Source organism: Hyphomicrobium sp., assembly GCF_019744875.1.
In the GTDB taxonomy this organism is placed as follows: Bacteria; Pseudomonadota; Alphaproteobacteria; order Rhizobiales; family Hyphomicrobiaceae; genus Hyphomicrobium_C.
This window is the reverse complement of the sequence record NZ_JAIETU010000002.1, coordinates 878,596-904,688: the sequence shown is the minus strand read 5'-3', so window position 1 is coordinate 904,688 and position 26,093 is coordinate 878,596. Positions and strand designations below refer to the sequence as shown.

The 26,093-nt window shown below is 64.9% G+C and carries 33 protein-coding genes and 1 pseudogene; 29 read left to right on the top strand and 5 right to left on the bottom strand.

What is annotated here, in order from left to right; translation table 11 throughout:
* Nucleotides 1-2: 2 nt before the first annotated feature.
* Together ppa and K2Y42_RS04345 are read right to left on the bottom strand one after the other, a co-directional pair.
* Entirely contained in the window at nt 3-533 is a 531-nt protein-coding gene (ppa, locus tag K2Y42_RS04350) for an inorganic diphosphatase (RefSeq protein ID WP_291148888.1), read from the bottom strand.
* Between the two features lie 166 nt (nt 534-699).
* Nucleotides 700-1,653, bottom strand: coding sequence for an AEC family transporter (locus tag K2Y42_RS04345; protein WP_291148885.1), 954 nt, complete (start codon nt 1,651-1,653; stop codon nt 700-702).
* Between the two features lie 240 nt (nt 1,654-1,893).
* Between K2Y42_RS04345 and K2Y42_RS04340 the strand changes: the two genes are divergently transcribed.
* Nucleotides 1,894-3,558 carry an NAD+ synthase gene (locus K2Y42_RS04340; RefSeq protein ID WP_291148882.1) on the top strand — a complete coding sequence of 555 codons (1,665 nt, stop codon included), beginning with the start codon at nt 1,894-1,896 and terminating at the stop codon, nt 3,556-3,558.
* Between the two features lie 3 nt (nt 3,559-3,561).
* Here K2Y42_RS04340 and K2Y42_RS04335 read toward each other — a convergent pair whose 3' ends face one another.
* Nucleotides 3,562-5,040, bottom strand: a complete 1,479-nt coding sequence (locus tag K2Y42_RS04335) for a protein kinase (RefSeq protein WP_291148880.1) — start codon at nt 5,038-5,040, stop codon at nt 3,562-3,564.
* A 244-nt stretch (nt 5,041-5,284) separates the two neighbouring features.
* On the opposite strand from K2Y42_RS04335, the gene K2Y42_RS04330 reads away from it, so the two are divergent.
* The 3 genes from K2Y42_RS04330 (at nt 5,285) to K2Y42_RS04320 (ending at nt 8,640) form a co-directional block, all read left to right on the top strand.
* Entirely contained in the window at nt 5,285-6,847 is a 1,563-nt protein-coding gene (locus K2Y42_RS04330; protein ID WP_291148877.1) for an FHA domain-containing protein, read from the top strand.
* A gap of 165 nt (nt 6,848-7,012) precedes the next feature.
* The gene (locus K2Y42_RS04325; protein WP_291148875.1) at nt 7,013-7,642 is read left to right on the top strand and encodes an FHA domain-containing protein; all 630 of its coding nucleotides are present in this window, start codon (nt 7,013-7,015) and stop codon (nt 7,640-7,642) included.
* On the top strand, nt 7,639-8,640 hold the full coding sequence (locus K2Y42_RS04320; RefSeq protein WP_291148873.1) for a protein phosphatase 2C domain-containing protein: 1,002 nt from the start codon (nt 7,639-7,641) through the stop codon (nt 8,638-8,640). The genes K2Y42_RS04325 and K2Y42_RS04320 overlap by 4 nt, the downstream gene beginning before the upstream one ends.
* An 88-nt stretch (nt 8,641-8,728) precedes the next feature.
* Here the strand turns inward: K2Y42_RS04320 and meaB are convergent, their stop codons facing one another.
* The gene (gene meaB, locus K2Y42_RS04315) at nt 8,729-9,706 is read right to left on the bottom strand and encodes a methylmalonyl Co-A mutase-associated GTPase MeaB (protein ID WP_291148872.1); all 978 of its coding nucleotides are present in this window, start codon (nt 9,704-9,706) and stop codon (nt 8,729-8,731) included.
* 230 nt (nt 9,707-9,936) lie between these two features.
* Nucleotides 9,937-10,917 carry a zinc metalloprotease HtpX gene (locus K2Y42_RS04310; RefSeq protein WP_291148871.1) on the bottom strand — a complete coding sequence of 327 codons (981 nt, stop codon included), beginning with the start codon at nt 10,915-10,917 and terminating at the stop codon, nt 9,937-9,939.
* A 549-nt stretch (nt 10,918-11,466) separates the two neighbouring features.
* On the opposite strand from K2Y42_RS04310, the gene rpsL reads away from it, so the two are divergent.
* From rpsL to rplO, 25 genes and pseudogenes are all read left to right on the top strand, one after another.
* Nucleotides 11,467-11,838, top strand: a complete 372-nt coding sequence (gene rpsL, locus K2Y42_RS04305) for a 30S ribosomal protein S12 (protein ID WP_020087374.1) — start codon at nt 11,467-11,469, stop codon at nt 11,836-11,838.
* A gap of 124 nt (nt 11,839-11,962) precedes the next feature.
* Nucleotides 11,963-12,433: a 30S ribosomal protein S7 gene (gene rpsG / locus K2Y42_RS04300; protein ID WP_291148866.1), complete on the top strand. Its 471-nt coding sequence runs from the start codon at nt 11,963-11,965 to the stop codon at nt 12,431-12,433.
* Nucleotides 12,434-12,516: 83 nt separating this feature from the next.
* Complete coding sequence (gene fusA, locus K2Y42_RS04295; protein WP_291148864.1) at nt 12,517-14,607, top strand: elongation factor G; 2,091 nt, start codon at nt 12,517-12,519, stop codon at nt 14,605-14,607.
* Nucleotides 14,608-14,695: 88 nt separating this feature from the next.
* On the top strand, nt 14,696-15,904 hold the full coding sequence (gene tuf, locus K2Y42_RS04290) for an elongation factor Tu (protein WP_291148862.1): 1,209 nt from the start codon (nt 14,696-14,698) through the stop codon (nt 15,902-15,904).
* Between the two features lie 79 nt (nt 15,905-15,983).
* Nucleotides 15,984-16,292, top strand: coding sequence for a 30S ribosomal protein S10 (gene rpsJ, locus K2Y42_RS04285; protein WP_023788138.1), 309 nt, complete (start codon nt 15,984-15,986; stop codon nt 16,290-16,292).
* A 65-nt stretch (nt 16,293-16,357) separates the two neighbouring features.
* A complete protein-coding gene (gene rplC / locus K2Y42_RS04280) occupies nt 16,358-17,050 on the top strand; it encodes a 50S ribosomal protein L3 (protein WP_291148854.1) in 693 nt (230 codons plus the stop codon).
* The gene (gene rplD / locus K2Y42_RS04275) at nt 17,050-17,700 is read left to right on the top strand and encodes a 50S ribosomal protein L4 (RefSeq protein ID WP_291150183.1); all 651 of its coding nucleotides are present in this window, start codon (nt 17,050-17,052) and stop codon (nt 17,698-17,700) included. Before rplC ends, rplD begins: the two co-directional genes overlap by 1 nt.
* The gene (locus tag K2Y42_RS04270) at nt 17,700-17,993 is read left to right on the top strand and encodes a 50S ribosomal protein L23 (RefSeq protein WP_291148851.1); all 294 of its coding nucleotides are present in this window, start codon (nt 17,700-17,702) and stop codon (nt 17,991-17,993) included. Before rplD ends, K2Y42_RS04270 begins: the two co-directional genes overlap by 1 nt.
* A 15-nt stretch (nt 17,994-18,008) precedes the next feature.
* A complete protein-coding gene (rplB, locus tag K2Y42_RS04265) occupies nt 18,009-18,830 on the top strand; it encodes a 50S ribosomal protein L2 (RefSeq protein ID WP_291148848.1) in 822 nt (273 codons plus the stop codon).
* A gap of 49 nt (nt 18,831-18,879) precedes the next feature.
* Complete coding sequence (gene rpsS, locus K2Y42_RS04260; RefSeq protein WP_291148845.1) at nt 18,880-19,161, top strand: 30S ribosomal protein S19; 282 nt, start codon at nt 18,880-18,882, stop codon at nt 19,159-19,161.
* Nucleotides 19,161-19,538, top strand: a pseudogene (rplV, locus tag K2Y42_RS04255) (50S ribosomal protein L22); the annotation flags it as partial. The gene rpsS and the pseudogene rplV, both read left to right, overlap by 1 nt.
* Nucleotides 19,539-19,633: 95 nt before the next feature.
* The gene (rpsC, locus tag K2Y42_RS04250) at nt 19,634-20,437 is read left to right on the top strand and encodes a 30S ribosomal protein S3 (protein WP_291148842.1); all 804 of its coding nucleotides are present in this window, start codon (nt 19,634-19,636) and stop codon (nt 20,435-20,437) included.
* A 22-nt stretch (nt 20,438-20,459) separates the two neighbouring features.
* Nucleotides 20,460-20,870, top strand: coding sequence for a 50S ribosomal protein L16 (gene rplP, locus K2Y42_RS04245; RefSeq protein ID WP_291148839.1), 411 nt, complete (start codon nt 20,460-20,462; stop codon nt 20,868-20,870).
* Nucleotides 20,871-20,908: 38 nt separating this feature from the next.
* On the top strand, nt 20,909-21,139 hold the full coding sequence (gene rpmC / locus K2Y42_RS04240; protein ID WP_291148836.1) for a 50S ribosomal protein L29: 231 nt from the start codon (nt 20,909-20,911) through the stop codon (nt 21,137-21,139).
* Between the two features lie 12 nt (nt 21,140-21,151).
* Nucleotides 21,152-21,385, top strand: coding sequence for a 30S ribosomal protein S17 (gene rpsQ, locus K2Y42_RS04235; protein WP_291148833.1), 234 nt, complete (start codon nt 21,152-21,154; stop codon nt 21,383-21,385).
* A gap of 95 nt (nt 21,386-21,480) precedes the next feature.
* Complete coding sequence (rplN, locus tag K2Y42_RS04230; RefSeq protein WP_291148831.1) at nt 21,481-21,849, top strand: 50S ribosomal protein L14; 369 nt, start codon at nt 21,481-21,483, stop codon at nt 21,847-21,849.
* Entirely contained in the window at nt 21,849-22,175 is a 327-nt protein-coding gene (gene rplX / locus K2Y42_RS04225; RefSeq protein WP_291148829.1) for a 50S ribosomal protein L24, read from the top strand. Before rplN ends, rplX begins: the two co-directional genes overlap by 1 nt.
* 3 nt (nt 22,176-22,178) lie before the next feature.
* Nucleotides 22,179-22,853: a 50S ribosomal protein L5 gene (gene rplE, locus K2Y42_RS04220; protein WP_291148826.1), complete on the top strand. Its 675-nt coding sequence runs from the start codon at nt 22,179-22,181 to the stop codon at nt 22,851-22,853.
* 54 nt (nt 22,854-22,907) lie between these two features.
* Nucleotides 22,908-23,213, top strand: coding sequence for a 30S ribosomal protein S14 (gene rpsN, locus K2Y42_RS04215; RefSeq protein WP_291148824.1), 306 nt, complete (start codon nt 22,908-22,910; stop codon nt 23,211-23,213).
* A gap of 15 nt (nt 23,214-23,228) precedes the next feature.
* Entirely contained in the window at nt 23,229-23,627 is a 399-nt protein-coding gene (rpsH, locus tag K2Y42_RS04210) for a 30S ribosomal protein S8 (RefSeq protein ID WP_291148821.1), read from the top strand.
* 42 nt (nt 23,628-23,669) lie between these two features.
* Nucleotides 23,670-24,212, top strand: a complete 543-nt coding sequence (gene rplF, locus K2Y42_RS04205) for a 50S ribosomal protein L6 (RefSeq protein ID WP_291148818.1) — start codon at nt 23,670-23,672, stop codon at nt 24,210-24,212.
* Nucleotides 24,213-24,222: 10 nt separating this feature from the next.
* Nucleotides 24,223-24,585, top strand: coding sequence for a 50S ribosomal protein L18 (rplR, locus tag K2Y42_RS04200; protein ID WP_291148815.1), 363 nt, complete (start codon nt 24,223-24,225; stop codon nt 24,583-24,585).
* A 17-nt stretch (nt 24,586-24,602) separates the two neighbouring features.
* Nucleotides 24,603-25,175, top strand: coding sequence for a 30S ribosomal protein S5 (gene rpsE / locus K2Y42_RS04195; protein ID WP_291148812.1), 573 nt, complete (start codon nt 24,603-24,605; stop codon nt 25,173-25,175).
* A gap of 71 nt (nt 25,176-25,246) precedes the next feature.
* Entirely contained in the window at nt 25,247-25,447 is a 201-nt protein-coding gene (gene rpmD, locus K2Y42_RS04190) for a 50S ribosomal protein L30 (RefSeq protein WP_291148808.1), read from the top strand.
* A 71-nt stretch (nt 25,448-25,518) separates the two neighbouring features.
* The gene (gene rplO / locus K2Y42_RS04185; protein WP_291148805.1) at nt 25,519-26,073 is read left to right on the top strand and encodes a 50S ribosomal protein L15; all 555 of its coding nucleotides are present in this window, start codon (nt 25,519-25,521) and stop codon (nt 26,071-26,073) included.
* Nucleotides 26,074-26,093 lie beyond the last annotated feature (20 nt).

Genomic DNA, 26,093 nt, shown 5'->3' with positions numbered 1-26,093 from the left:
CGTCAGGCCTTCGCGGCGCGCGCGATGGCCTCCGTGATCATCTTCTGCGCTTCCGCCGCGTCGCCCCAATGGTCGATCTTCGCCCACTTGCCGGGCTCCAGATCCTTGTAGTGCGAGAAGAAGTGCTCGATCTGCTGCAGCGAGATCGCGGGCATGTCCGAGTAGTTTTGCACGCGCTCGTAGCGCTGCGAAACCTTGCTCGACGGCACGGCGATAATCTTCTCGTCGCCGCCGCCCTCGTCCTCCATCACCAGCACGCCGACGGGGCGGCAGTTGATGACCGCTCCCGGCACGATCGTCCGCGTGTTGCAGACCAGAACGTCGATGGGGTCGCCGTCGTTGGAGAGCGTGTGCGGCACGAACCCGTAGTTTCCGGGATACCGCATCGGCGTGTAGAGGAAGCGGTCAACGATCAGCGTTCCGGACGCTTTGTCCATCTCGTACTTGATCGGCTCGCCGCCGACCGGCACTTCGATGATGACATTGATGTCGTGCGGCGGGTTCTTGCCGATGGGGATCGCGTCGAGGCGCATGAAACGGCTGCCTTTTTTAATTAGCGGAAGGGGAAGTCCGCAAGAACGTGCTCCAAGGCGCGCGGCTTCACAAGAGGCGGATGCGCCACCCCTGTTTGTTCCTTGGTCGAACACGCTGGATTTCGCCCCGGCCTGGCTCAGGCCCCGGCCCAAGCTCAAGCCCGCCTCAGGGCGCCGCCCCGATGCCGAACCCGAGCCCCATCAACACCAGCGGCAACGTCAGCAGCGCGGCAAGGGTGGAGATGAGGATGACGGCCGACGTGACGAGGGCCGGCAGGCGGTAGAACTCGGCGACGATCAACGGACCCGACCCCGTGGGCAGCGCGGCGAGCACGACGGCCATCGCGGCAAGGCGGGAGGGGACAGCGAAAAACGTGGCCAATGCAACCGTCAGTGCCGGATGGACGATGAGCTTGACCGCCGTGAGCGCCAGCGAGAGTTGCGTCTCGGCCGCCGCGACCGCCCGCGGCTCGGCCAGCACCAGCCCGATGACCACGAGCGCGAGAGGGCTTGCCGACCCGCCGAGCATTTTGAGGAAGGCCTCGGCCGCTTCCGGGAAGCCGAGCCCCGTCGCCCCATAAAGCACGCCGAGGACGGGCGCGATCAGGATCGGGTTTTTGGCGAGCGATACCGCGACCTTGCCCGCCAGCCGCAGCGGACGCCGCTCGCTCTGGCTCGCGACCTCGATCATCACGATGGCCGAAGCGTTGAGCACGCACACGGTGATGATCGAGGCGATGGTGACGGGCACGAGGCTCTCGCGGCCGAACACGATCAGGAGCACCGGAAAGCCGATGTAGGCCGTGTTGGCATAGGAGCCGAGCAGCCCGTTGATCGCCGCCGTCGACAGCGGTTGGCGCGCGACCAGGCTGGCCGCGACGATGGCGAAGAAGATGATCCCGCACGAGAGGCCGAACGCGGCGATGAAGCGAGGCTGGGCAAGCTCGGCCCAGCTCGCGTGAGCCATGACGTCGAACAGGAGCGCGGGAAGCGCGAGGTAGACGACGAACCGGTTGAGCTCCGAGACCGCTGGCGTGCCGAGCACGCCGATGCGCCGCGTCACGTATCCGCACGCGATGAGCGCAAACACCGGCGCGATGATCGAGAGGAGGGACAGCATTGCTCGCGCTCTCGCAAAGAAGAATCCGGCCGCGGGGCCGTTTGCCGTGATAGGGGGAAGGCTGCCGCGGGTCCAGCGGTTCGCAGCCCTCGCCCCCCGTTTGTGCGGCCGTTGGGCTGCCTCCCGGTCGCGCGGGTGCCGCGCCAAGCTGCACCGCGCCCCACCACGGCCCACCACGCCTCTGGGCGCGGCGGCTTGCTGCTGGACCAGAACGGCGCTCCGCCCTAAATCTCTCCGTGCATGACACACTCAGATACCACGACCCTGAAAATCGCCCTCGCGCAGTTGAACCCCATCGTCGGCGATCTCGACGGCAACGAGCAGAAGGTGCTGGCCGCGCGCGATGAAGCCGCCGCGCTGGGCGCCGACCTCATCGTCTTTCCTGAGTTGTTTCTGACCGGCTATCCGCCGGAGGATCTGGTGCTGAAGCCCGCCTTCCACGCCGCCGCCCGCGCGCGCGTTGAGGCCCTGGCCAAACGCCTCGGCCCCGGCCCGGCCGTCCTGCTCGGCACGGTGTGGCCGGACGGGGAAGGTGTCTACAACGCGGTCGCCCTTCTGGACGCGGGTGAGGTCGCCGCCGTGCGCTACAAGGTCGATCTGCCGAACTACGGCGTCTTCGACGAAAAACGCGTGTTCAAAGCCGGCGAGCTGCCGAGCCCGATCGCCTTCCGTGGCGTGCGCCTCGGCGTGCCGATCTGCGAAGACATCTGGAAGGAGGAGGTCGTCGAATGCCTCGCCGAGTGCGGGGCCGAGATCCTGCTCGTCCCGAACGGTTCGCCCTTCGATTGGACGAAACCCGATCTGCGCATGAACGTGGCGGTTGCCCGCGTTACGGAGACGGGCTTGCCGCTCGCCTACGTCAACCAGATCGGCGGCCAGGACGAGCTGGTGTTCGACGGCGCGTCGTTCGTGCTGAACGCTGACCGCAGCCTCGCCGTGCAGTTTCCCGCCTGGACCGAGCACATCGCCGTGACGGAATGGACGCGCACGGCGGACGGCTGGCGCTGCGCGCGTGCCCCGCTCGAAAGCGTGGTCGAGGGCGACGCATCCGCCTACCAGGCCTGCGTGCTGGGCCTGCGCGACTACGTGAACAAGAACCGCTTCCCCGGCGTCGTGCTCGGGTTGTCCGGTGGCATCGACAGCGCGCTGGTGGCCGCGATGGCCGTCGACGCGCTGGGGCCGGATCGCGTCCATGCGATCATGATGCCGTACCGGTACACCTCGGCCCAAAGCATCTCCGATGCCGAAGCCTGCGCCGCCGCGCTGGGCATCAAACTCGACACGGTGCCGATTGCGCCCGCCGTCGAGCAGTTGAATGTCTCGCTCGCGCCGCTCTTCGCGGGGCGCCCCTCCGACATCACCGAGGAAAACCTGCAAAGCCGCGTGCGCGGCGTCATCGTCATGGCGATCTCGAACAAGTTCGGCGCCATGGTGCTCACGACCGGCAACAAGAGCGAGATGAGCGTCGGCTACGCGACGCTCTACGGCGACATGAACGGCGGCTTCAACCCCGTCAAGGATCTCTACAAGCTCGAAGTCTACCGGCTCGCGCGCTGGCGTAACGCGCACGTGCCGTCGAACGGCCTGGGCCCGTCCGGGATCGTCATCCCCGAAAGCATCATCGTGCGCCCGCCGACGGCCGAGCTGCGCGAAAACCAGCTCGATCAGGACAGCCTGCCGCCCTACGAGGTGCTGGACGACATTCTGGCCTGCCTCGTCGAGCGCGAGATGCCGGTCGCGGAGGTCGCCTCGCGCGGCCACCCGCTCGACGTCGTGAAAAAGGTGGAGCGGCTGCTCTATCTGGCCGAGTATAAGCGCCGCCAGGCAGCCCCCGGCGTCAAGATTTCGAGCCGCAACTTCGGCCGCGACCGCCGCTATCCGATCACCAATCGGTTCCGCGAGTAGGCCTCACTTGGCCTTGGTGCCGTCGGCGCAGAACGTGAGCGCAATCTGGCAGAGCCCGTAGGCGCGCTCGCAGTCCCACCCGGCGTCCTTCTGGGCCGTCGCGATCGAGTCCCCCGATGCGGCTTTCCAGCGTCCGGGATCGGTCGCCACTTCCGACAGCGACCAGCATTGCTGCTTCGAGATGGTGGCGATCACCTCGCAGCCCGCCCCGCCGAGCTTGTCGGTGCAGGATTTGAGCGCGGCGGCTTCGGCGGCCTCACGCGTCGGCTCCTCGACGCGCGCGAAGATGTTGCCGCCGTTGTTGACGACGGCGCCCCAGCAATCGGATTTCGAGAACAGGCCGCCGCATTCGGCGAACGGACCCTTCTTGCCGCCGAGCAGGAACAGCCCTGCGCCGGCCACGAGCGCAAGTCCGAGCGCGCCGATCGCGCCATACACGGCCCAGCGGCCGCCCGCGCTCTGCGGCAGCCGCGTCGCCGCCGCCAGCCGCTGGAAGGTGGAGCTGACGACCCCCTTCGACTTTGCCGTGCCCGACACCTTCTGCCGGGAAACCTGCGTGCGCCGCGTCGACGTCTGCGGCTCGGACGAAACGACCTCGCTGCCCGCGAGCAGCATCGGACGCCACGCCCGGATCGATTGCGGACGCTCGGTGGGCGGAAGCCGCAACGCCGCGTCGATCGCCTTGAGGAAGCTCTCGCGATAGTGCCCCGCCGCCGCTTTCGAGGCTGGAACGAGATCGTCGGAAAGCTGCCGCGAGGTCGCTTCCATCGGGCGCTCGCCGGTCACGGCCCGGTAGAGGGTGGCGGCGAAGGCGTAGATGTCGGTCCAGGCGCCATACCGGTCGGCGTTCGACGTGTACTGCTCCGGCGCCGAATACCCGCTCTTGAACACCAGCGCTGAAACGAGCTGCGAATGCTGCTTGATCTCGAAGCGCGAGGCGCCGAAGTCGAGCAGGATCGGCGCCCCGTCGGCGGCCCGGATCATGACGTTCTCGGGCGAGAAATCGAGGTGCCAGGTGCGGTTCTCGTGCACGAGCTCGAGCGCGCTCAGCAGCGGCCCCGCGACGAGATCGAGCTCGTCCTGCGTCGGCCGGCTGTCGAGGCCGCGCAGCCACTTCTCCAGCGTCATGCCGCGCACGAGATCGAGCACCATGTAGGCGGTGTCGTTGAGCTCGAACACGCGCCGCACGGCGATGATGTTGGGGTGATTGAACTGCGCCAGCAGGCGCGCTTCATCGAAGAATTTTTTGAGGCCCCAGCGGTAATCCGCTTCGGAATTCGCCCGCGCGAGAAACTTGAGCCCGTGCCCTTCGCGCCGGACGAGGTCTTCCGGAAAGAACTCCTTGAGGGCGAAATCCTTGTTCAGCATCTCGTCGTTGATGAGATACGTAATGCCGAAACCGCCACGCCCGAGCAGGCCGGTGATCACATACTGATCGATACGCGTGCCGTCCCGCAGCACGGTCTCGTTCTGACCCTCCATTGAGCGGCGCCCTCCTCACGCGTCGGCCCGGATGCGCAAGCACCATGCCTCATTCGCCTTGAGCCGGAAAGGGTTACTCTGTGTTCCTCCGGATGAGATAAGGGCAGGGAGGATTGCACCGCATTTTGCCCGATAACGCTAATGCCGACGAGGCCGTGGACGCCGGATTGGCGATGTTGAACCCCCCACATCGTCAGCGTAAGATGAATCCTTCGATCCACGGACGATACCTGGAGACGCATGCATGCGGCGCCGACTGAGGCAGCGCGAAGCGGTTGTGGCGATTGGCGTGCTGCTCTCCGTTCTAGGATCGCCGGTCGCGGGCGCCGCGGACCCCAAGCTTTCCGTAAAATGCCAGGAACCAGCCACGGGCGCCGGGCAGGGCACCGTGACGTGCGACGTGCGGGCCTCCGGGGCGGCCGTTTTCAAGGATCTTAAGGCCACCATCAAAGGTGAAAAGACGCCGCTCGACACGAAGTTCGAGGTCTTCAATCCGGCCGAGCAGACCACCACGACCGCCTACCTGATGCAGATCATGCCGAACAGCCGGCGCACCACGCTCGCCCAGATGGGCGATGCCGTCGTGACGTTCACCGACCAGCGCGTCGGCAAGCGCCGTTTCATGGCCTACACCTTCGCCAACGACCTCGCGCTGGTGGCCGATTCCGGGACGTCGAAGGCCGAGTTCGTCCGCCAGATCATCGCCATCAAGCCACAGACGGCGACCATACAACTCTACAAGACGGCCCTTCAGGCAGTCGAGGCGCTGGCCAAGGAGACCGGCGACCGCAAGGCTCTCGTCATCCTGGCCGACGGCGCATCGGACGACACGGGCTACAGCCACGACCAGGTGGTGAAGGCCGCCAAGGATGCGGGCGTCGTCATCCACGTGCTTGGCTTCTATGACGACCGCAATGCGCGCCCCCAGTTCCAGAAGCTCACCCGCCTCGCCGAGGACACCGGCGGCTCGGCCGTCGAGGTGAAGCAGGGCCCGGCCGCCAAGGATTTCGCCAAGGACCTCGTGACGAACCGGTTCGCAGGCGAGGTGCTGGAGAACGGCGGCAAGGCCATCGTGACCCTCAAGGGCCCAGCCGGGCCCCAGCCCATCGAGTTCAAGGCGGAGCTGACCGACGGCAAGACGCTCGTCGCCGAAGAGAAGGTGGTCTTGCCCGCCGCCGCGCCCCCGCCCGGAGACCGGCCGACGTTCGAGCGCTCGTCGGAGCCGGAGCCCGAGCCGAAAGGCACCTTCGAGGCAATCTCGGACTGGGCCGAGGACAACTCGTTCATTGTCGTGGCGCTGGGCGTGCTGCTCGGCGGCGGCATCGTCGCCTTCGCGGCATACGGCCAGGAGATTCTTGCGAGGCTCCGGGGCGAGGGCGCCGTGCTCGCCGCACCGGCCGACGCGTTGCCGACGGTGGCAAGCTTTGACGACAGCGACGATCCGATGACCCAGGACGGCGGCGAGGGGGAGCTGCTGCGCGATGCGGAAGGCAAGCCCGTCGTCTACGGCTGGCTGGAGATGCTCGACGGCAACGCCTCGCGCCATCCCCTCCGCACCACCAACGTGCGCGTCGGCCGCCACCGCGACAACGACATCTGCCTTCAGAACGACTCGATCTCGCGCCGCCACGCCGTGCTGCACTACAACGCCGACACCCGGCGCTTCGTGATCACCGACCTCGGCGGCGGCAACGGCGTCGTCGTCAACAAGACGAAGTACAAATCCCGTGAATTGAGCGACGGCGACATGGTGGAGCTGGGCGAGGTTCGCCTGCGCTTCCGGGCCGAGACGGAGTTTCTGACGTAAACCGAATGCAAGGCGCCGAAGCACGACGAACACCTGAGGCGACGAAGGCCCGAGACGAACGATCCCGAGACCACCAAGGCACGAGACACACGAGACAAGTGAGAGCGACCCGGCAGAGCGCGGCATAGGCCAATCGCGCGGGCCGGGAGACCGAGGAGACCCGAGATGAGCAACGATCCGCGCTACCCAGGGGATGACGACGAGGACGACGCCCAGTCCAACAAGCGCACGCGGCTCGTCATGCGCCCCGACGTGGCGGAGAGCCCGCCCGCCACCTCGCTCGGCGCTGAGCCCCCGCGTGGCGGCTCCGTCATCGGCACCACGCGCCTCGTCGGCGTCGCCAATCAGGGCGGTGGCGGCTTCTCGCCGGGCGCGCCGACCGTGAAGATGCAGAACCAGGCCAGAACGCAGTACATCCGCGAAGGCACCGTCGACACCGAGCCGGTTGCCGGTTGGATCGTCGTCGTCAAGGGACCGGGCCGGGGCGGCTTCCGCCCGGTTTACGTCGGCATGAACTCCGTCGGACGCGCGCCGAGCCAGCGCGTCTGCCTCGACTTCGGCGACGACAGCATCTCGCGCGAGGAGCACGCCTTCATCACTTACGACGAGGAAACGCGGACCTTCTATTTGCAGCACGGCGGCAAATCCAACCTCGTCCGCCTCGCCGGCAAGCCGGTTCTCGCCCCCACCGAGCTCAAGCCCAACGACCTCTTCCGCATCGGCAACACGACGTTCCGGTTCGTCGCCTGCTGCGGTCCTGACTTCTGCTGGACGAGCGAGGTCGACGACGTATGACATGGCTCGTGGCAGGCGCTGCCCGAGCCACGATCGGAACGCGCTCAAATCAAGAAGACGCATTCGAGATTTGGCCGTCCGAAGCCCAAGCCGCCACCAGCCGCGGCGATGGACTGCTCGCGGTGGTTGCTGATGGAATGGGGGGCCACGCCGGCGGTGAAATCGCGGGCGACCTCGCCTCCCGCACATTCGTGTCGACCTTCACCGCCAGCGACGGCGCGCTGTCCGAGCGCCTTCAGCACGGCCTTGAGGCCGGCAACGAGGCCATCGCCTCGCACGTCCAGGCCAACGGAAAGCTGCGCGGCATGGGCTGCACGCTCATCGGCGCGTGGATCGATCGCGCCGGCCTGTCGTGGGTGAGCGTCGGGGATTCGCTGCTGCTGCTGTTTCGCGCGCCCGAGGTCATCCGTCTCAATGCGGATCACTCGCTGGGCGCCTATCTCGACGACCAGGTCCGCCGCAACCAGCTCTCAGCCGCCGACGCGCAGAGCAACCCTTACCGCAACGCGCTGCGCTCGGCCCTGACCGGCAAGGCGCTCGAACTGGTGGATTTGCAGGGTGAGCCCTACAAGCTCGCGGCCGGAGACTGGATCATTCTCGCGAGCGACGGCATCGCCACGCTCGACGGCGACGAGATCGGCGACATCGTCTACGCCAACCGCGACGAGACCCCGGAGGTCATGGCCGCGCGCCTGATCGCGGCCGTGGACGACAAGCAGGGGCCCGATCAGGACAACACCACCGTGATCGTGGTGCGGATCGACGAGGATCCGGATGCGGCCGTCGCGGAAGATCAGCCGACGCGCGTGCTGCGCGCAGAACCGGTCGCGCCGGAACCGGCTCCCGAGCCGGAAGACAACGGCGTCGCCACCACGCAACGCATCGTGCAGCCGCCGGTGGCCTATTCCGTCTACCGCCGCAACCGCGGCCTGATCGTCGCCCTCGGCATGGGGCTCATGTTTCTGATCGGCTGGGGCGTCCGCGCGCTATTGGGGTAGCGGCGGCGCGCTATCACGCATACGCCGCCCGCGAAAGCGGACGCGCGTCACGAGTTTGAGACTCGAATTTCGAGACGAGGGACGGGAGCTACTTCGACAGCAGCTTGCGCGCCGCCACGTCCGGGCTGACCCGGCCAGACAGAACTTCGTCCGCAAGGCCGTCGACCTCACGCCCGCTGTCCTCTTTCACGCGCCGCGCCACAATGTCGGCCGCCGCGCGCGCGATCAGATAGCGCGCCCGCCGCCGCCGCCGCGCCATCGGGTCCGCGCCCGCGCCCCGCGTGCCGACCTCCCGCATGGCGGTCACGAGTTCCGGCACGCCTTCGCCGGTTGTCGCCGTCGTCTTGAGCACGGGAATGTGCGAGCGCATCGAGCGGATCGAAAGCGCGCCGAGAAGCTGCTGCAGCGTCAGCTCCGCGCCCTCGCGGTCGCCTTTGTTGACGACCAGGATGTCGGCAATTTCGAGCAGGCCGGATTTCATGGCCTGGATGTCGTCGCCGAGCCCGGGAGCCGAAATCACGACACGCACGTCGGCCACTTCCGCGACGTCCATCTCGCTCTGGCCCGTGCCGACGGTTTCGAGCAGAACCAGGTCGAAGCCTGCCGCATCGAGGGCATCGATGACGCGCACGGCCGCCGGCGAAAGACCGCCGAGATAGCCGCGGCTCGCAAGCGAGCGCACGAATACGCCGTCGTCGTCGAGCGCCGCCGTCATGCGGATGCGGTCGCCGAGAATCGCGCCACCCGAGATCGGGCTCGACGGATCGACCGCGATCACGCCGACTGTGCCGCCCTGCGAGCGCACATGCGCGATGACAGCGTTGACGAGCGTGGATTTGCCGGCGCCCGGAGGCCCCGTGAAGCCGAGCACGAGCGCGTGCCCGAGGTAGGGCTGCAGCGCCTCGAGCAGGGGTGGCGCGCTGGTGGAGAGCTTTTCGAGCTCCGTCACGGCCGCCGCGATGGCACGGCGTTCACCGGCGCGCAGGCGCTGGACGAGGTCGGGAATCGCGTCGAGCTTCAGGCTCGAGCGGGGCATCGGCGGGGCATCGCGGATCGTGTTGTCCATGCTGGCGCTGATACGAACAATTGGGCGCGTCTGCAATGGCCTCAGCCGTCACATCCCGCTCTTCCTCTGGTCGGTTGAGGGCCCTTGGCGTCGTCCACAACGGTGTCCCTGCCCCCTCGTGCCAAAGGCGCGGCTGCGCCACGACGTGGGGGAGGCTAGGGGGGGAAACCCTGAACAGAAGTGCCGAGCCTCCCAACCCCTCACCCCTTCCAATACAAGCAACGGGAATCCTAGAACCAAAGCCCCGGCCAGCGGTAGCGGGGGCGCATATCGCCCGGCCCATAGCCGACGAGGGTCATCATCGGCTGCTCGATGATCACGAGCGGATCGTGCCGCCCGGCCGGCTGATCGGGAGCGGTCCGCGAGAGCAGGCGCTCGATGCGGTCCTCCGTGTCCGGATGGGAGCGCAGCAGCGACGGCTGGGGAACCCGCCGCGCCGGCACTGGAAACATCAGATCCTCCCAGAAATGCCCGGTGTAGGGCTCTAGCCGCCGCAGCGCCGAGGCGAGCGCGCCCGGATCGCCGGTCAGGTCCGCCGCGTGCGCGTCGGCCAGGAATTCGCGCGAGCGCGACAGCCGAAGCTGGAACAGGCTTGAGAGCGCGGGCGCCAGGTAGAGGCAGAACACCGCCCACCACGAGATCGGATCCTTGCCCATCAGAAACGCCAGCACGTTGTAGACCGCGAGCGCGAGCGCCACGTAACTCATGACCTGCAGAACGCGGGTGATCACATCCGCAAGGCCCATCACGAGAAGGTCGTTGTTGCGGATATGGGCGACCTCGTGAGCGAGCACGCCTGCGGTCTCGGAAAGCGATAGACGCCGCAGCAACCCTTCCGTGACCGCGATTGCCGAATTCTCACGCGTCCCCGCAGCGAAGGCGTTGAGCGTCATGCTTGGAATGACGTAAAGGCCGGGCCGTTGCGGCAGCGCCGCCCGGTAGGACAGCACGTCGACGAGGCTGGAAAGCTGGCTGTCGTCCGGCGGGACGTGAGTCGCCTGATAGAGCCGCATGACCGCCTCGGGTGGCATGCGGGCGGCCAGCGGCCAGATTGCAGCCAAAAGTACCGCGGCCGCGAGCGCACCGGGCGCGCCCCACAGCAATACCGTCGGTACGGCAACCAAAACGACGAAGCCCGAAAGCAGTAACGCCGCCTGCGTCAAATTGGGGCGGGACTGGACGCCGGGCAGGGATGCGTCGAGGGGAAGCATGTCGGCCCTCCGCGCCTGAAGGAAGAGTTTCGTAACTGTATTCACGCTGGAAAGCAGGCCGCCCCGCACAGCAGAGCCCGCAGAACCTGATGTTGTCTTGAAAAGCGACATTCGTATGATGAACGCCGCGGGGGACCGTTTCGGCCCGTGGCGTCGCACGGAAGTCAGTGCCTCCAGTGCGCGGCGAGGGATGGCGGAGTCAATTCTTTCGAGCAACTCGCCCACAAGGTGTTGACCGGGAATCCCTGAATGTATATAGGAACGCCACTCTCACGGTAGGTGGTAGGCCGCCTTCGCGCTTCATATGCGCATTGCCTAAACGCTGCCGTCCCTAAAGCAGAGGACATTTTCGGACCAAGATCGCTGGTGAGCCGAAGGGCAAACCGGAGGATCCTCTGGTTTTTTCCGTGCCAGGCCCCGGGGCTCCGGGGCTCGGCAGTTTTCGTTTGGCGCATGCTGTGTCATGGACGCGCGGCGCAAAACGAAAAAGAGACGGCATTCCGGTGGGATGCCGAATTGGCCTGGAGCCGAACGAGAAGCGGGGCGTTGATGCCGACGATACAACAGCTGATCCGGAAACCCCGGAACCCGAAGGTCTATCGCGAGAAGTCGCGTCACATGGAAGCGTGCCCGCAGAAGCGTGGCGTTTGCACCCGTGTGTACACGACGACGCCGAAGAAGCCGAACTCGGCGCTCCGCAAGGTCGCCAAGATCCGCCTCACCAACGGCTTCGAGGTCATCGGTTACATTCCGGGCGAAGGCCATAACCTTCAGGAGCACTCGGTGGTCCTGATCCGCGGCGGCCGCGTCAAGGACTTGCCCGGCGTCCGTTATCACATTCTGCGTGGCGTGCTCGATACTCAGGGCGTCGCCAACCGCAAGCAGCGTCGTTCGAAATACGGTGCGAAGCGGCCTAAGTAGGCTCCGCATCGCTGGAGTATCCCGGACGAGCCGCCTGAGAAGCGGTGAGATCCGGAGATCTCGAAGGTTCCAGGTGGCTCGCCCGGGTGTGAGCCGAAGATATTGAAGCGAAGGGCTAGGACACATGTCCCGTCGTCACAGTGCAGAGAAGCGCGAAGTCAATCCGGATCCGAAGTTCGCGGATCTGGTTCTGACCAAGTTCATGAACGCCGTCATGTCTCACGGCAAGAAGTCGGTCGCCGAGCGCATCGTGTATGGCGCTCTCGAGCGCATGGAGCAGAAGGCGAAGTCGGATCCGATCGCCATGTTCCATCAGGCTCTCGAGAACGTCATGCCGGCGGTTGAAGTTCGTTCGCGTCGCGTCGGCGGTGCAACGTACCAGGTGCCGGTTGAAGTTCGCTCCGAGCGCCGTCAGGCGCTGGCGATCCGCTGGATCATCACGGCTGCGCGCGCTCGCAACGAGAACACCATGGTCGAGCGTCTGTCGGGCGAGCTGCTCGACGCATCGGCAAACCGCGGCACGGCCGTCAAGAAGCGTGAAGACACCCACAAGATGGCGGACGCCAACCGGGCGTTCTCTCACTACCGCTGGTAATTCGATCGCGGTCGCCATTCGGCGGCTGCAAGCAATGCAAGCGCGGTTGCGATGTGCAACTGCAGCGCAAAGGATAGAGACTGATGGCCCGGCAATACGCCATTGAGGATTATCGTAACTTCGGCATCATGGCTCACATTGATGCTGGCAAGACGACGACGACCGAGCGCATCCTCTATTACACCGGCAAGTCCTATAAGATCGGCGAAGTCCACGATGGCGCTGCCACGATGGACTTCATGGATCAGGAAGCCGAGCGCGGCATCACGATCACGTCCGCAGCCACGACCTGTTTCTGGGTCGGTCGCGACAACAAGAAGCGCCGCCTGAACATCATCGACACGCCTGGCCACGTCGACTTCACCATCGAAGTCGAGCGTTCGCTTCGCGTGCTCGACGGCGCCGTGTGCGTTCTCGACAGCAACCAGGGCGTCGAGCCGCAGACCGAGACCGTCTGGCGCCAGGGCGACAAGTACAACGTTCCGCGCATCATCTTCTCCAACAAGATGGACAAGACCGGCGCAGACTTCTTCATGTGCCTGGCCGACATCAAGGACAAGCTCGGCGCGCGCGCTGTGCCGCTGCAGATTCCGATTGGCGCCGAAGCCGATTTCCGCGGCGTCGTCGATCTGATCAAGATGAAGTCGTACGTCTGGGAAGGCGACGCCAAGGACGCCCCCATGGTCGAGGGCGAGATCCCGGCTGACCTCGTCGACAAGGCCAACGAATTCCGCGCCCTGATGATCGAAGCCGCCGTCGAGATGGACGATGTGGCGATGGAAGCCTATCTCGAAGGCAAGGAGCCCGACGAGGACACGCTTCGCAAGCTCATCCGCAAGGCGACCGTTTCGCGCGCTTTCTATCCGATGATGTGTGGCTCGGCCTTCAAGAACAAGGGCGTGCAGCCCCTGCTCGACGCCGTCGTCGACTTCCTGCCGAGCCCGCTCGATCGCGAAGCCTACAGGGGCATCGACCCGAAGACCGGCGACGAGTCTCCGCGCCGTCCGTCGGATTCCGATCCGCTCGCCATGATCGCCTTCAAGATCATGAGCTTCGAGCACGTCGGCTCGATCACGTTCTGCCGCATCTACTCGGGCAAGCTTGAGCAGGGTATGGCGCTCGCCAACACCTCGCGCGACAAGAAAGAGCGCGCCGGCCGCATGTATCTCATGCACGCCGCTGACCGCGAGGAAATCAAGGAAGCCTTCGCCGGCGACATCGTCGCTCTGCAGGGCCTGAAGGACACGCGCACGGGTGAGACGCTCTGCGATCCGAACAAGCCCGTGATCCTCGAGAAGATGGAATTCCCGGAGCCCGTCATCAATCTCAAGATCGAGCCGAAGACGAAGGCCGACCAGGAGAAGATGGCGATCGCCCTCAACACGATGGCCGTCGAGGATCCGTCCTTCCGCGTCTCCGTCGATCAGGAGAGCGGCGAGACCATTCTCAAGGGCATGGGGGAGCTTCATCTCGACATCAAGGTCGACATCCTGAAGCGCACCTACGGCGTGGACGCCAACGTCGGCGCTCCCCAGGTCGCTTATCGCGAGACGCTCGCTCGTCCCGCTGACATCGACTACACGCACAAGAAGCAGACGGGCGGCACCGGTCAGTTCGCACGCGTTAAGCTCAAGCTTGAGCCGAACGAGACCGGCAAGGGCAACGTGTTCGAGACGACGATTGTCGGCGGCACCGTTCCTCGCGAGTACATCCCGGGCGTCGAAAAGGGCGTCAAGTCGGTGTGGGACAACGGCGTGCTCATCGGCTTCCCGCTCGTCGACATGAAGGTCACGCTGTACGACGGCGCGTTCCACGAAGTGGACTCGTCTGCGATCGCATTCGAAATCGCCACGCGCGCGGCCATGAAGGAAGGCTGCGAAAAGGGCGGTGTGAAGATCCTCGAGCCGATCATGGACGTCGAGGTGGTGACGCCGGGCGACTTCGTCGGCTCCGTCATCGGCGACATCAACTCGCGTCGCGGCCAGATCCGCACGCAGGAGATGCGCGGCAACGCCACTGTCATCCGGGCCTACGTTCCGCTCGCCAACATGTTCGGTTACGTAAGCCAGTTGCGGTCTATGTCGACGGGACGCGCGTCCTACACCATGCAGTTCGCGCACTACGCCGACGTTCCGCGCAACGTGGCTGACGAAGTTAAAGCGAAATATGCCTGAGCCGGCGGCCTCGGAAGGGGCCCCAGTTGAGGCGATGAGATCCGGTTGATCCGGGCAAAGATGAGAACGAGCTTAAGGAGAGGCTACGATGGCCAAAGCGAAATTCGAGCGCAACAAGCCGCACGTTAACGTCGGCACCATTGGTCACGTTGACCACGGCAAGACCACGCTGACCGCAGCGCTGACGAAGGTTTCGACCGATAAGGGTTGGTCGAACTCGTTCGTCTCGTACGACGACGTTGCCAAGGCATCGGCCGCACAGGGCCGCCGCGACTCTACGAAGATCATCACGATCGCGACCTCGCACGTTGAGTACGCGACCGAGAACCGCCACTACGCACACGTCGACTGCCCCGGCCACGCCGACTTCGTGAAGAACATGATCACGGGCGCCGCTCAGATGGACGGCGCGATCCTCGTCGTGTCGGCCGTTGACGGCCCGATGCCCCAGACGCGTGAGCACATCCTGCTCGCTCGCCAGGTCGGCGTTCCCTACGTCGTCGTGTTCCTGAACAAGTGCGACATCGTCGACGACCAGGAACTTCTCGACCTCGTCGAAATGGAAGTCCGCGAGCTCCTCTCGAAGTACCAGTTCCCGGGCGATGACGTTCCCGTCATCCGCGGCGCCGCGATCCAGGCTCTCACCGGCCAGAAGGGCCCGCTCGCTGATGAAGCGATCATGCGCCTCTTCGAAGCCCTCGACACCTACATCCCGCTCCCTGAGCGTCCGAAGGATCAGCCCTTCCTGATGCCGATCGAAGACGTGTTCTCGATCTCGGGTCGCGGCACGGTCGTCACCGGCCGTATCGAGCGCGGCGTGATCAAGGTCGGCGAAGAAATCGAAATCGTCGGTCTCGCAGCAACGCAGAAGTCGATCGTCACCGGCGTCGAAATGTTCCGCAAGCTGCTGGACGCAGGCGAGGCCGGCGACAACGTCGGCTGCCTCCTGCGCGGCATCGACAAGGAAGCCGTTGAGCGTGGCCAGGTGCTTGCAAAGCCCGGCTCCGTGAAGCCGCACAAGAAGTTCAAGGCTGAGGCCTACGTCCTCACCAAGGAAGAGGGTGGCCGTCACACGCCGTTCTTCACCAACTACCGTCCCCAGTTCTACTTCCGCACGACCGACGTCACCGGCGTCGTCACGCTGCCGGAAGGCACGGAGATGGTCATGCCGGGCGACAACATCGCAGTCGATGTCGAGCTGGTTTCGCCGATCGCCATGGAAGAGAAGGTCCGCTTCGCAATTCGCGAAGGTGGCCGCACCGTCGGCGCTGGCGTCGTCACCAAGATCGTAGAGTAACGGAAAATAGAGAGGCGCTCGAGAGGGCGGCGGAAACGCCGGACTAAGAGCGCTTCTCTCATTTAGCGGGTTCGATACAATGAACGGCCAAAACATCCGCATCCGATTGAAAGCGTTCGATCATCGAATTCTCGATGCATCGACGCGGGAAATCGTGAACACGGCGAAGCGCACCGGCGCCGAGGTTCGGGGACCGATTCCCCTGCCGACGCGCATCGAGCGCTTCACGGTCAACCGCTCTCCGCACGTCGACAAGAAGAGTCGCGAACAGTTCGAGATGCGCACCCACAAGCGCATGTTGGACATCGTAGATCCGACTCCTCAGACGGTCGACGCGCTGATGAAGCTCGACCTGGCCGCAGGCGTGGACGTGGAAATTAAGCTCTAGAAGATGCCGCGCCGGCCGGTCTCCACCGTGTTGGCTGCGATAATTGAAGGAAGGAATGCGAACAAATGCGTTCCGGAGTGATTGCACAGAAAGTCGGCATGACCCGCATCTTCACGGATGCAGGTGAGCATGTGCCCGTGACGGTCCTGAAGATGGAAAAGCTTCAGGTTCTCTCACAGCGCACCGACGACAAGCACGGCTACACGGCCATCCAGGTCGGTGCTGGCACGCGCAAGCCGTCTCGCCTCACGAAGTCCGAGCGTGGCACCTTCGCGGTCGCCAACGTCGAGCCGAAGCGTAAGCTTGCGGAGTTCCGGGTCAGCCCCGAGAACCTGATCGAGGTGGGCGCCGAGATCACGGCCGACCATTTCGTGCCGGGCCAGTTCGTCGACGTGACGGGCACCAGCCAGGGTAAGGGTTTCCAGGGCGCCATGAAGCGCTGGAACTTCGGCGGCCTTCGCGCCACGCACGGCGTCTCGGTGGTCCATCGCTCGCACGGCTCGACCGGTCAGCGCCAGGACCCCGGCAAGGTGTTCAAGGGCAAGAAGATGGCCGGCCACATGGGTGATGAGCGCATCACCACCCAGAACCTCGTCGTCGCCAAGATCGACGTCGAGCGCGGCCTGCTGATGATCCGCGGTGCGGTTCCCGGCTCCAAGGGCGGCTGGGTTGTCGTCCGCGATGCCGTCAAGAAGAAGGCTCACGCCGACGTGCCGAAGCCCGGCGCGTTCAAGCCTGCTGCCAAGGAGAAGGCGTGATGAAAGCTAACGTCACCACGCTCGAAGCCAAGAAGGCCGGCGAGATCGAACTCGCCGACGCCATTTTCGGTCTCGAGCCGCGCAAGGACATCCTGCATCGCATGGTGCGCTGGCAGCAGCTCAAGCGCATGGCCGGCACGCATCATGCCCAGGACCGTTCGGAAGTCTCGGTCACCGGCAAGAAGATGTACAAGCAGAAGGGTACCGGCGGCGCTCGCCACGGTGACAAGTCTGTTCCGCAGTGGCGCGGCGGCGGCAAGGCGTTCGGCCCCAAGCCGCGCAGCCACGCCATCGACCTGACCAAGAAGTTCCGCGCACTCGCGCTTCGTCACGCTCTCTCCGCCAAGGCCAAGGCCGGCGAAGTCATCGTGATCGACACGGCCTCTTCCTCGGAAGGCAAGACCGGCGTCCTGAAGAAGCAGTTCGCGACCCTCGGCTGGAAGAGCGCGCTGATCATCGACGGAGCGGCGCTCGACGACGCTTTCGCACGTGCGGCCCGCAACATTCCGCACATCGACGTGCTGCCGATCGCCGGCATCAACGTCTACGACATCCTGCGCCGCGAGAAGCTTGTGCTGACCAAGGCGGCCGTTGAGGCCCTGGACGTACGCTTCGCCGACGTGAAGGCCAAAGCCTCGGAGCAGAAGTGATGAACAAGCTCAAAGCCTACGACGTCATCCTCTCTCCGGTGATTACCGAGAAGGCGACGCAGGTTTCGGAAGCCAACCAGGTGATCTTCAAGGTCGCGTCTGGCGCCAACAAAACCGACATCAAATCTGCGGTCGAGATCCTCTTCAACGTGAAGGTCAAGGCTGTGAACACGCTGGTCCGCAAAGGCAAGCGCCGCACGTTCCGCGGCATCCGCGCCCAGCTCAGTGACGTAAAGAAGGCCATCGTGACGCTCGAGGAAGGCCACTCGATCGACGTTACGACCGGCCTTTAAGGGAGACCCGCCGCCATGGCTTTGAAGACATTCCGTCCGACATCTCCGGGCATGCGCCACTTGGTGCAGGTTGACCGCTCGCACCTGTTCAAGGGCGCACCGGTCAAGATGCTGACCGAGGGCAAGCGCAAGACTGGCGGCCGCAACAGCGACGGTCGGATCACCACGCGCCACATCGGCGGCGGCCACAAGCAGTCGTACCGTCTGGTCGATTTCCGCCGTCGCAAGCACGACGTCGTCGCGACCGTGGAACGGCTCGAGTACGATCCGAACCGCACCGCGTTCATCGCGCTGATCAAGTATGCGGACGGCCACCTGTCCTACATCCTGGCCCCGCAGCGTCTCGCTGTCGGCGATCAGGTGGTCTCGGGCGCCAAGGTCGACGTCAAGCCCGGCAACGCCATGCCGCTCGCCGGCATGCCGATCGGCACGATCGTGCACAACGTCGAGCTGAAGCCTGGTTACGGCGGGCAGATCGCTCGCTCGGCCGGTGCCTTCGTGCAGCTCGTCGGCCGCGACTCGGGCTGGGCCGTTCTCAAGCTCAGCTCCGGCGAGACCCGCAAGGTCCGCGCCGAGTGCATGGCCTCCGTTGGCGCCGTCTCGAACCCGGATCACAGCAACGAAGTGATCGGCAAGGCCGGCCGTCAGCGCTGGAAGGGCAACCGTCCGACCGTGCGCTCGATCGCCATGAACCCGATCGACCATCCCAACGGCGGCCGCACCAAGGGCGGCAAGCATTGGGCGACGCCGTGGGGCAAGCCGACGAAGGGCTTCAAGACCCGCAAGAACAAGCAGACCGACAAGTTCATCGTCAGGAGCCGCTCGAAGAGCAAGTAGTCGATAGGGCTACTTGAACCACGAGCAAGACGATTGAGGAGACGAAAGAGTGACACGCGCAGTTTGGAAGGGCCCCTTCATCGACGGCTACATTCTCAAGAAGGCTGAGAAGGTACGTTCGTCGGGGCGCAATGAGGTCATCAAGACCTGGAGCCGTCGCTCGACGATTCTGCCCCAGTTCGTTGGCCTGACGTTCGGTGTCTACAACGGCCAGAAGCACGTTCCGGTGAACGTCACCGAGGACATGATCGGCCACAAGCTTGGCGAGTTCTCGCCGACGCGCGCCTTCCATGGCCACGGCGGCGACAAGAAAGCAACGACGAGGAAATAATGGGCAAGCCGAGCCGGGAACGGAGCCTCTCCGACAAAGAGGCACGCGCGATCACGAAGAACCTTCGTGTCTCGCCGCAGAAGCTGAACCTCGTCGCGGGCCTGATCCGTGGCAAGAAGGTCGACCAGGCGCTCGCCGACCTCGAATTCTCGAGGAAGCGGATCGCTCAGGACGTGCGCAAGTGCGTGATGAGCGCCGTTGCCAACGCCGAGAACAACCATCAGCTCGACGTCAACGCCTTGATCGTCTCCGAGGCTTACGTCGGCAAGAACCTCGTCATGAAGCGCTTCGCGGCCCGCGGCCGTGGTCGCGGCTTCTCGATCATGAAGCCGTTCTCGCAGATCACCGTCGTGGTGCGCGAGACGGAAGCCGAAGCTGAGAAGCCGAAGGCCGCCAAGGGCGCCGCCAAGAAGGCCGCTCCGGCTGCCAAGGCGAGCAAGAAGTCTGCTGCGGCTGAGAAGGAGGCCGAGTAATGGGTCACAAAGTCAATCCCGTCGGCCTTCGGCTCGGCATCAACCGCACCTGGGACAGCCGCTGGTTCGCGCGTCGCAGCGAGTACGGCAAGCTGCTTCATGAAGATCGCGCCATCCGCGCGCACATCATGAAGATGCAGCGCACCGCCGGCATCTCCAAGGTCGTCATCGAACGCCCGCACAAGAAGTGCCGCGTGACCGTTCACACGGCTCGCCCCGGCGTTCTGATCGGCAAGAAGGGCGCCGATATCGACAAACTGCGCGGCGAGCTTTCGCGCTACACGTCCTCGGAAGTTCACCTGAACCTCCTCGAGGTGCGCAAGCCCGACATCGACGCCACCCTGGTGGCCGAGAACATCGCCCAGCAGCTCGAGCGCCGCGTTGCGTTCCGCCGCGCCATGAAGCGCGCGGTGCAGACCGCGCTGCGCGCCGGCGCTGTCGGCATCCGTATCAACGTTGCCGGCCGTCTCGGCGGCGCTGAAATCGCTCGCACGGAGTGGTACCGCGAAGGCCGCGTGCCGCTGCACACCCTCCGCGCCGACATCGATTTCGGCTACGGCGTTGCCCAGACCGCCTATGGCGTGATCGGCATCAAGGTTTGGATCTTCAAGGGCGAGCTCATGGAGCACGACCCGATGGCCTCTGAGCGCCGTGCGACCGAAGGAGCCGGCGACGGCACCGGCGGCCGTCCCCGCCGTGAGGATGGCGGCGGCGAGCGCCGCGAGCGTCGCGGACCCCGCGGCGACCGTGGTGGCCCGCGTGGTGGCGCCGATGCCGCCAAAGAAGGACAGGAGCAGGCCTGATAAGGCTTGAAGGACCAGGACCATGCTGTCACCGAAAAAGACCAAGTTCCGCAAGCAGTTCAAGGGCCGCATCCACGGCGTCGCGAAGGGCGGTACGAGCTTGAACTTCGGCTCTCACGGCCTCAAGGCCGTCGAGCCCGAGCGCGTCACTGCACGCCAGATCGAAGCCGCACGTCGCGCCATCACGCGTCACATGAAGCGTGCCGGCCGCGTCTGGATTCGCATCTTCCCGGATGTGCCCGTCACCAAGAAGCCCGCCGAAGTCCGCATGGGCTCGGGCAAGGGCGGCATTGAGCTGTGGGTCTCGCGCGTCAAGCCGGGCCGCATCATGTTCGAGCTGGACGGCGTTTCGGATCAGATCGCGCGTGAAGCGCTTCTGCTCGGCGCCGCCAAGCTCGGGATCAAGACTCGCATCGTGACGCGCGTCGGCTAACGCCGAAACGGCGCACGATCTAAGGAAGGAATACGACGATGAAATCGGGTGATTTGAAGAGCATGACGCTCGATCAACTCGACGATCAGTTGGCAAGGCTCAAGAAGGAGCAGTTCAACCTGCGCTTTCAGAAGGCTTCGGGCCAGCTTGAGAATACCTCGCGCGTGCGCCAGGTCCGTCGCGACATCGCGCGGGTTCTGACGCTTGCTGGCCAGAAGCGGGGCGGATCCTCGTCGGCGGCCGCTGCGAAATCCAAGTCTGGCGCGTAAGGAGATAGAACGATGCCGAAGCGCGTCCTGCAGGGTGTGGTTGTTTCGAACAAGAACGACAAGACCATTGTCGTCGAGGTGGAGCGCCGTTACACGCATCCGCTTCTGAAGAAGACGGTGCGTCGTACCAAGAAGTACCACGCCCACGACGAGAAGAACGTGTTCAAGGCCGGCGATCGCGTCGAGATCCAGGAGAGCGCTCCGATTTCGAAGCTGAAGCGTTGGGTCGCGCTCGAGAGAGCGTGAACGGAATAGATGGCAGCCCTTCGCTTGAAGCGGCGGCCGGATGACGAAACAGATTTTGACGCCGCGGGCTTCGCGGCAGGAAGAGAGACGGTGCGATGATCCAGATGGAGACAAATCTCGACGTCGCCGATAATTCGGGAGCGCGTCGCGTCCAGTGCATCAAGGTGCTGGGTGGATCGAAGCGCAAGTACGCCACCATCGGCGACACGATTGTCGTGTCGGTGAAGGAGGCGATTCCGAAGGGGCGCGTTAAGAAGGGCCAGGTCATGAAGGCCGTGATCGTGCGCGTCGCCAAGGGCGTTCGCCGCCCGGACGGCTCGCTGATCCGCTTTGACCGCAACGCCGCCGTGCTGATCAATGCACAGGGCGAACCGGTCGGCACGCGTATTTTCGGACCGGTGACGCGCGAACTTCGCGCCAAGAACCACATGAAGATCGTCTCTCTCGCTCCGGAGGTGCTGTAATGGCGTCGCTCAAGATCAAGAAGGGTGACAGCGTCGTCGTCCTGACCGGGCGCGACAAGGGCAAGCGCGGCGAAGTCATCGAGGTTCGCCCGAAGGAGAACCGCGCGCTCGTCCGTGGCATCAACGTCGTGCGCAAGCATCAGCGCCAGACGGCCAAGGAAGAAGGCGGCATCATCTCGAAAGAGGCCGCGATCCAGATTTCGAACCTTGCCATCGAGGATCCCAAGGACGGCAAGCCGACCCGTATCGGTTTCCGCATCCTGGAAGACGGCAAGAAGGTCCGTTTCGCCAAGCGCTCGGGCGAAGTCATTCCGGAGAAGAACTAAGCCATGGCCGAGAAAGACAAACCCCAGAAGGCTAAGCCGGCCGGCGCCGGTGCAAAGGCCGGTAAGGAAGCCCGCGGCTCCAAGCAGCCGAAGGCGGATGCCGCTCCGCGCGAGTGGAAGCCGCGTCCTGCCGACTACAAGCCGCGCCTCAAGACGCACTACGAGAAGGTCGTCCGCGACGCGCTGAAGGAAAAGTTCGCCTACGCGAACCCGATGCAGATTCCGCGCATCGAGAAGATCGTGCTCAACATGGGCGTGGGCGAAGCGACGTCCGACCGTAAGAAGGTCGACAGCGCAGCCGCCGATCTCGCGATGATCGCCGGCCAGAAGCCGCTGATGACCAAGTCGACCAAGTCGATCGCCACCTTCAAGGTGCGCGAAGGCATGACGCTCGGCTGCAAGGTCACGCTTCGCGGCGACCGGATGTACGAGTTCCTGGACCGGTTCGTCACCATCGCGCTTCCGCGCGTGAAGGACTTCCGCGGCCTCAACGGCAAGAGCTTCGACGGCCGTGGCAACTTCGCCTGCGGTCTCAAGGAGCACATCGTGTTCCCGGAAATCGATTACGACAAGGTCGACCAGGTGTTGGGCCTCGACGTCATCGTTTGCACTTCGGCCAAGACCGACGACGAGGCGCGCGAGCTGCTTCGTGGTTTCAACTTCCCTTTCCGCAGCTAGAGGACCTCGGGCACGCGCGACGTGAAATCCCGAAAGGCCTTTGGAGGACAATGAATGGCTAAGACGAGCTCTATCGAGAAGAACAACCGGCGCCGGAAGTTGACCGCGCAGCACGCCGCCAAGCGCAAGCGCTTGAAGGCGATCGCGGACGACCTGAAGCGTCCCGCCGAGGAGCGCTTTGCAGCGCGTCTGAAGCTCGCCGAAATGCCGCGCAACGGCTCGGCCGTTCGTATTCGCAACCGCTGCGAGATCACGGGCCGCGCCCGTGGCAACTATCGCAAGCTCAAGATGTGCCGCAACCAGCTCCGGGAGCTGGCCTCGCAGGGGCTTATCCCCGGCATGGTCAAGTCGAGCTGGTAAGAGAGGGCTGAGCACATGGCAGTGAATGATCCTATCGGCGATATGCTGACGCGCATCCGCAACGCGCAGATGCGTCGCCGCCCGAAGGTTTCGACGCCTGCGTCGAACATGCGGGCCCGCGTTCTCGACGTTCTCGCCGAGGAAGGCTACATCCGCGGCTACACGCGCGTGGAGCAGAAGGGTGAGCACCCCGAGTTCGAGATCGAGCTCAAGTATTTCAACGGTCAGCCGGCGATCAAGGAGATCAGCCGCGTGTCGACCCCCGGCCGGCGCGTTTATTCGCCGGTTCGTGATCTCCGCACCGTCGCCAATGGCCTCGGCGTCGCCATCCTGTCCACGCCGAAGGGCGTGATGTCGGATTCGCGCGCCAAGGAGGAGAATGTCGGCGGCGAGATCATCTGCAACGTATTCTAACGAAGAGCCCCGGCCCCGGCCGGGAGCTTGAGGAAAGCGACCATGTCACGCATCGGAAAAAAGCCGGTTCCCGTACCCGCCGCAGTTACCGCGACGGTTGACGGCCAGACGGTCAAAATGAAGGGAGCCAAGGGCGAGCTCTCCTTCACGCTGCCTGAGGTATTGAAGGTCGAGAAGACCGCCGACGGCATCGAGATCACGCTCGCCGAGGACACCAAGCAGGCACGCTCCATGTGGGGCATGTCGCGCTCCATGGTGCAGAACCTGATCACGGGCGTATCCGAAGGCTATACCCACACCCTCGAGATCCACGGCGTCGGCTTCAAGGCCGCGCTGAAGGGCAAGGACGTGCTGACGCTGTCGATCGGCTTCAGCCACGACGTCGTCCACCAGATCCCGGCCGGCGTGGAAGTCAAGGTTGGCGGCGCCAAGCAGGAGGTCGTGACGGTCTCCGGCATCGACAAGCAGCTCGTCGGCCAGGTCGCCGCCGATATCCGCGCCTCGCGCAAGCCGGAGCCCTACCAGGGCAAGGGCGTGCGCTTCAAGGGCGAGCACGTCTTCCGCAAGGAAGGCAAGAAGAAGTAGGACCGAGGCCATGGCCAACGCAAACACCCAGTTCGAAAGGCGCCGCGCACGCGTTCGCCGGACGTTGAAGGCCCGCGCCGCGGGTCGTCCGCGTCTTTCAATCCACCGCTCGTCGAAGCACATTTACGCTCAGATCATCGACGACGCCGACGGCAAGACGATTGCCTCGGCTTCGAGCCTCGAGAAGGATCTGAAGGCTTCCTTGAAGACCGGCGCCGACAAGGCTGCCGCCGCCGCCATTGGCAAGCTCGTAGCCGAGCGCGCCGTCAAGGCTGGCGTCAAGGATGTCGTGTTCGATCGCGGCGGTTACATCTACCACGGGCGCGTGAAAGCGCTTGCCGATGCGGCCCGCGAGGGCGGCCTGAGCTTCTGATAAGAGGAATTTGACCAGTGGCACGTCCATCATCCAGAGACCGGGGCCGGGAGCGCGAGCGCGAGGAGAGCGAGTTTTCGGACAAGCTCGTCCACATCAACCGCGTCGCCAAGGTCGTGAAGGGCGGTAAGCGCTTCGGCTTTGCGGCACTCGTCGTGGTCGGCGATCTCAAGGGCCGCGTTGGCTTCGGCCACGGCAAGGCCCGTGAGGTTCCGGAAGCGATCCGCAAGGCAACCGAAGCTGCTCGCCGCAATCTTGTGCGCGTGCCGCTGCGCGACGCCCGCACCCTGCATCACGACAGCGAAGGCCGTCACGGATCGGGCAAGGTCGTGCTGCGCTCGGCTCCGGCCGGTACGGGCATCATCGCCGGCGGCGCCATGCGCGCCGTGTTCGAGATGCTCGGCGTCCATGACGTCGTGGCCAAGTCCTTGGGCTCGACAAACCCCTACAACGTCGTTCGCGCGACGTTCGATGCGCTGAAGGAGCAGGAAAACCCGCGCTCCGTCGCCGCTCGCCGCAACAAGAAGGTGTCCGAGATCGTCGCCCGCCGGCGCGATGGCTCCGGCACGGAGGTCGGCGCGGAAGCCTGATGACGGGCGTGCCCTGATGGGGCACGGCCGGCAAGGAAACGCGGCGAAAGATACGAAAAGGGTACGAAACCATGGCAGCCAAGAAGACGATCACGGTCGAGCAGTACGCAAGCGCGAACCGCCGGCCCGAGATCCAGACCCAGACCCTCAAGGGCCTTGGTCTCAACAAGCTGCATCGCCGCCGCGTTCTTGAGGACACGCCGGACGTTCGCGGCATGATCAACAAGATTCCCCATCTCGTCCGCGTCGTCGACGAGAAGGGCAAGGCCTGAGGCGCGCTGCCGGTCGCCACGACCGGTGAAGCGCAGTCTCTGCTGAAAGACGAACAAGGAGCTTGAGGCCCATGCGGCTCAACGACATCAAAGACAATCCCGGCGCCCGCAAGACTCGCGTGCGTATCGGACGCGGCATCGGCTCCGGCGTAGGCAAGACCGGTGGCCGCGGCGGCAAGGGCCAGACGGCACGCACCGGCGTCGCCATCGGTGGCTTCGAAGGCGGTCAGATGCCGCTCCATCGGCGTCTGCCGAAGCGCGGCTTCAAGAGCATGAACCGCAAGGATTGGAACGAGATCAACGTCGGTGCCCTCCAGCAGGCCGTCGACGAGGGCAAGCTCAAGGCCGGCCAGTCCGTCGACGTGACGGCTCTGGTCGATGCCGGCATTCTGCGCCGTCCCAAGGACGGCCTGCGTCTGCTGGGCTCGGGCGAAATCAAGGCCAAGCTTGCGCTCACCGTCAATCACGCAACGGCGTCCGCCAAGGCTGCCATCGAGAAGGCCGGCGGTTCGATCAGCGTGATCGAGCAGAAGGTTCTTGAGGCAGACGTGGCCAAGGCCAAGAAGTCGGCCGCCAAGAAGGCTGGCTCCGGCAAGCAGGCAGCCGGCGCGAAGTCGGAAGAGTAGGTCTCGCACAGGGCGCACGC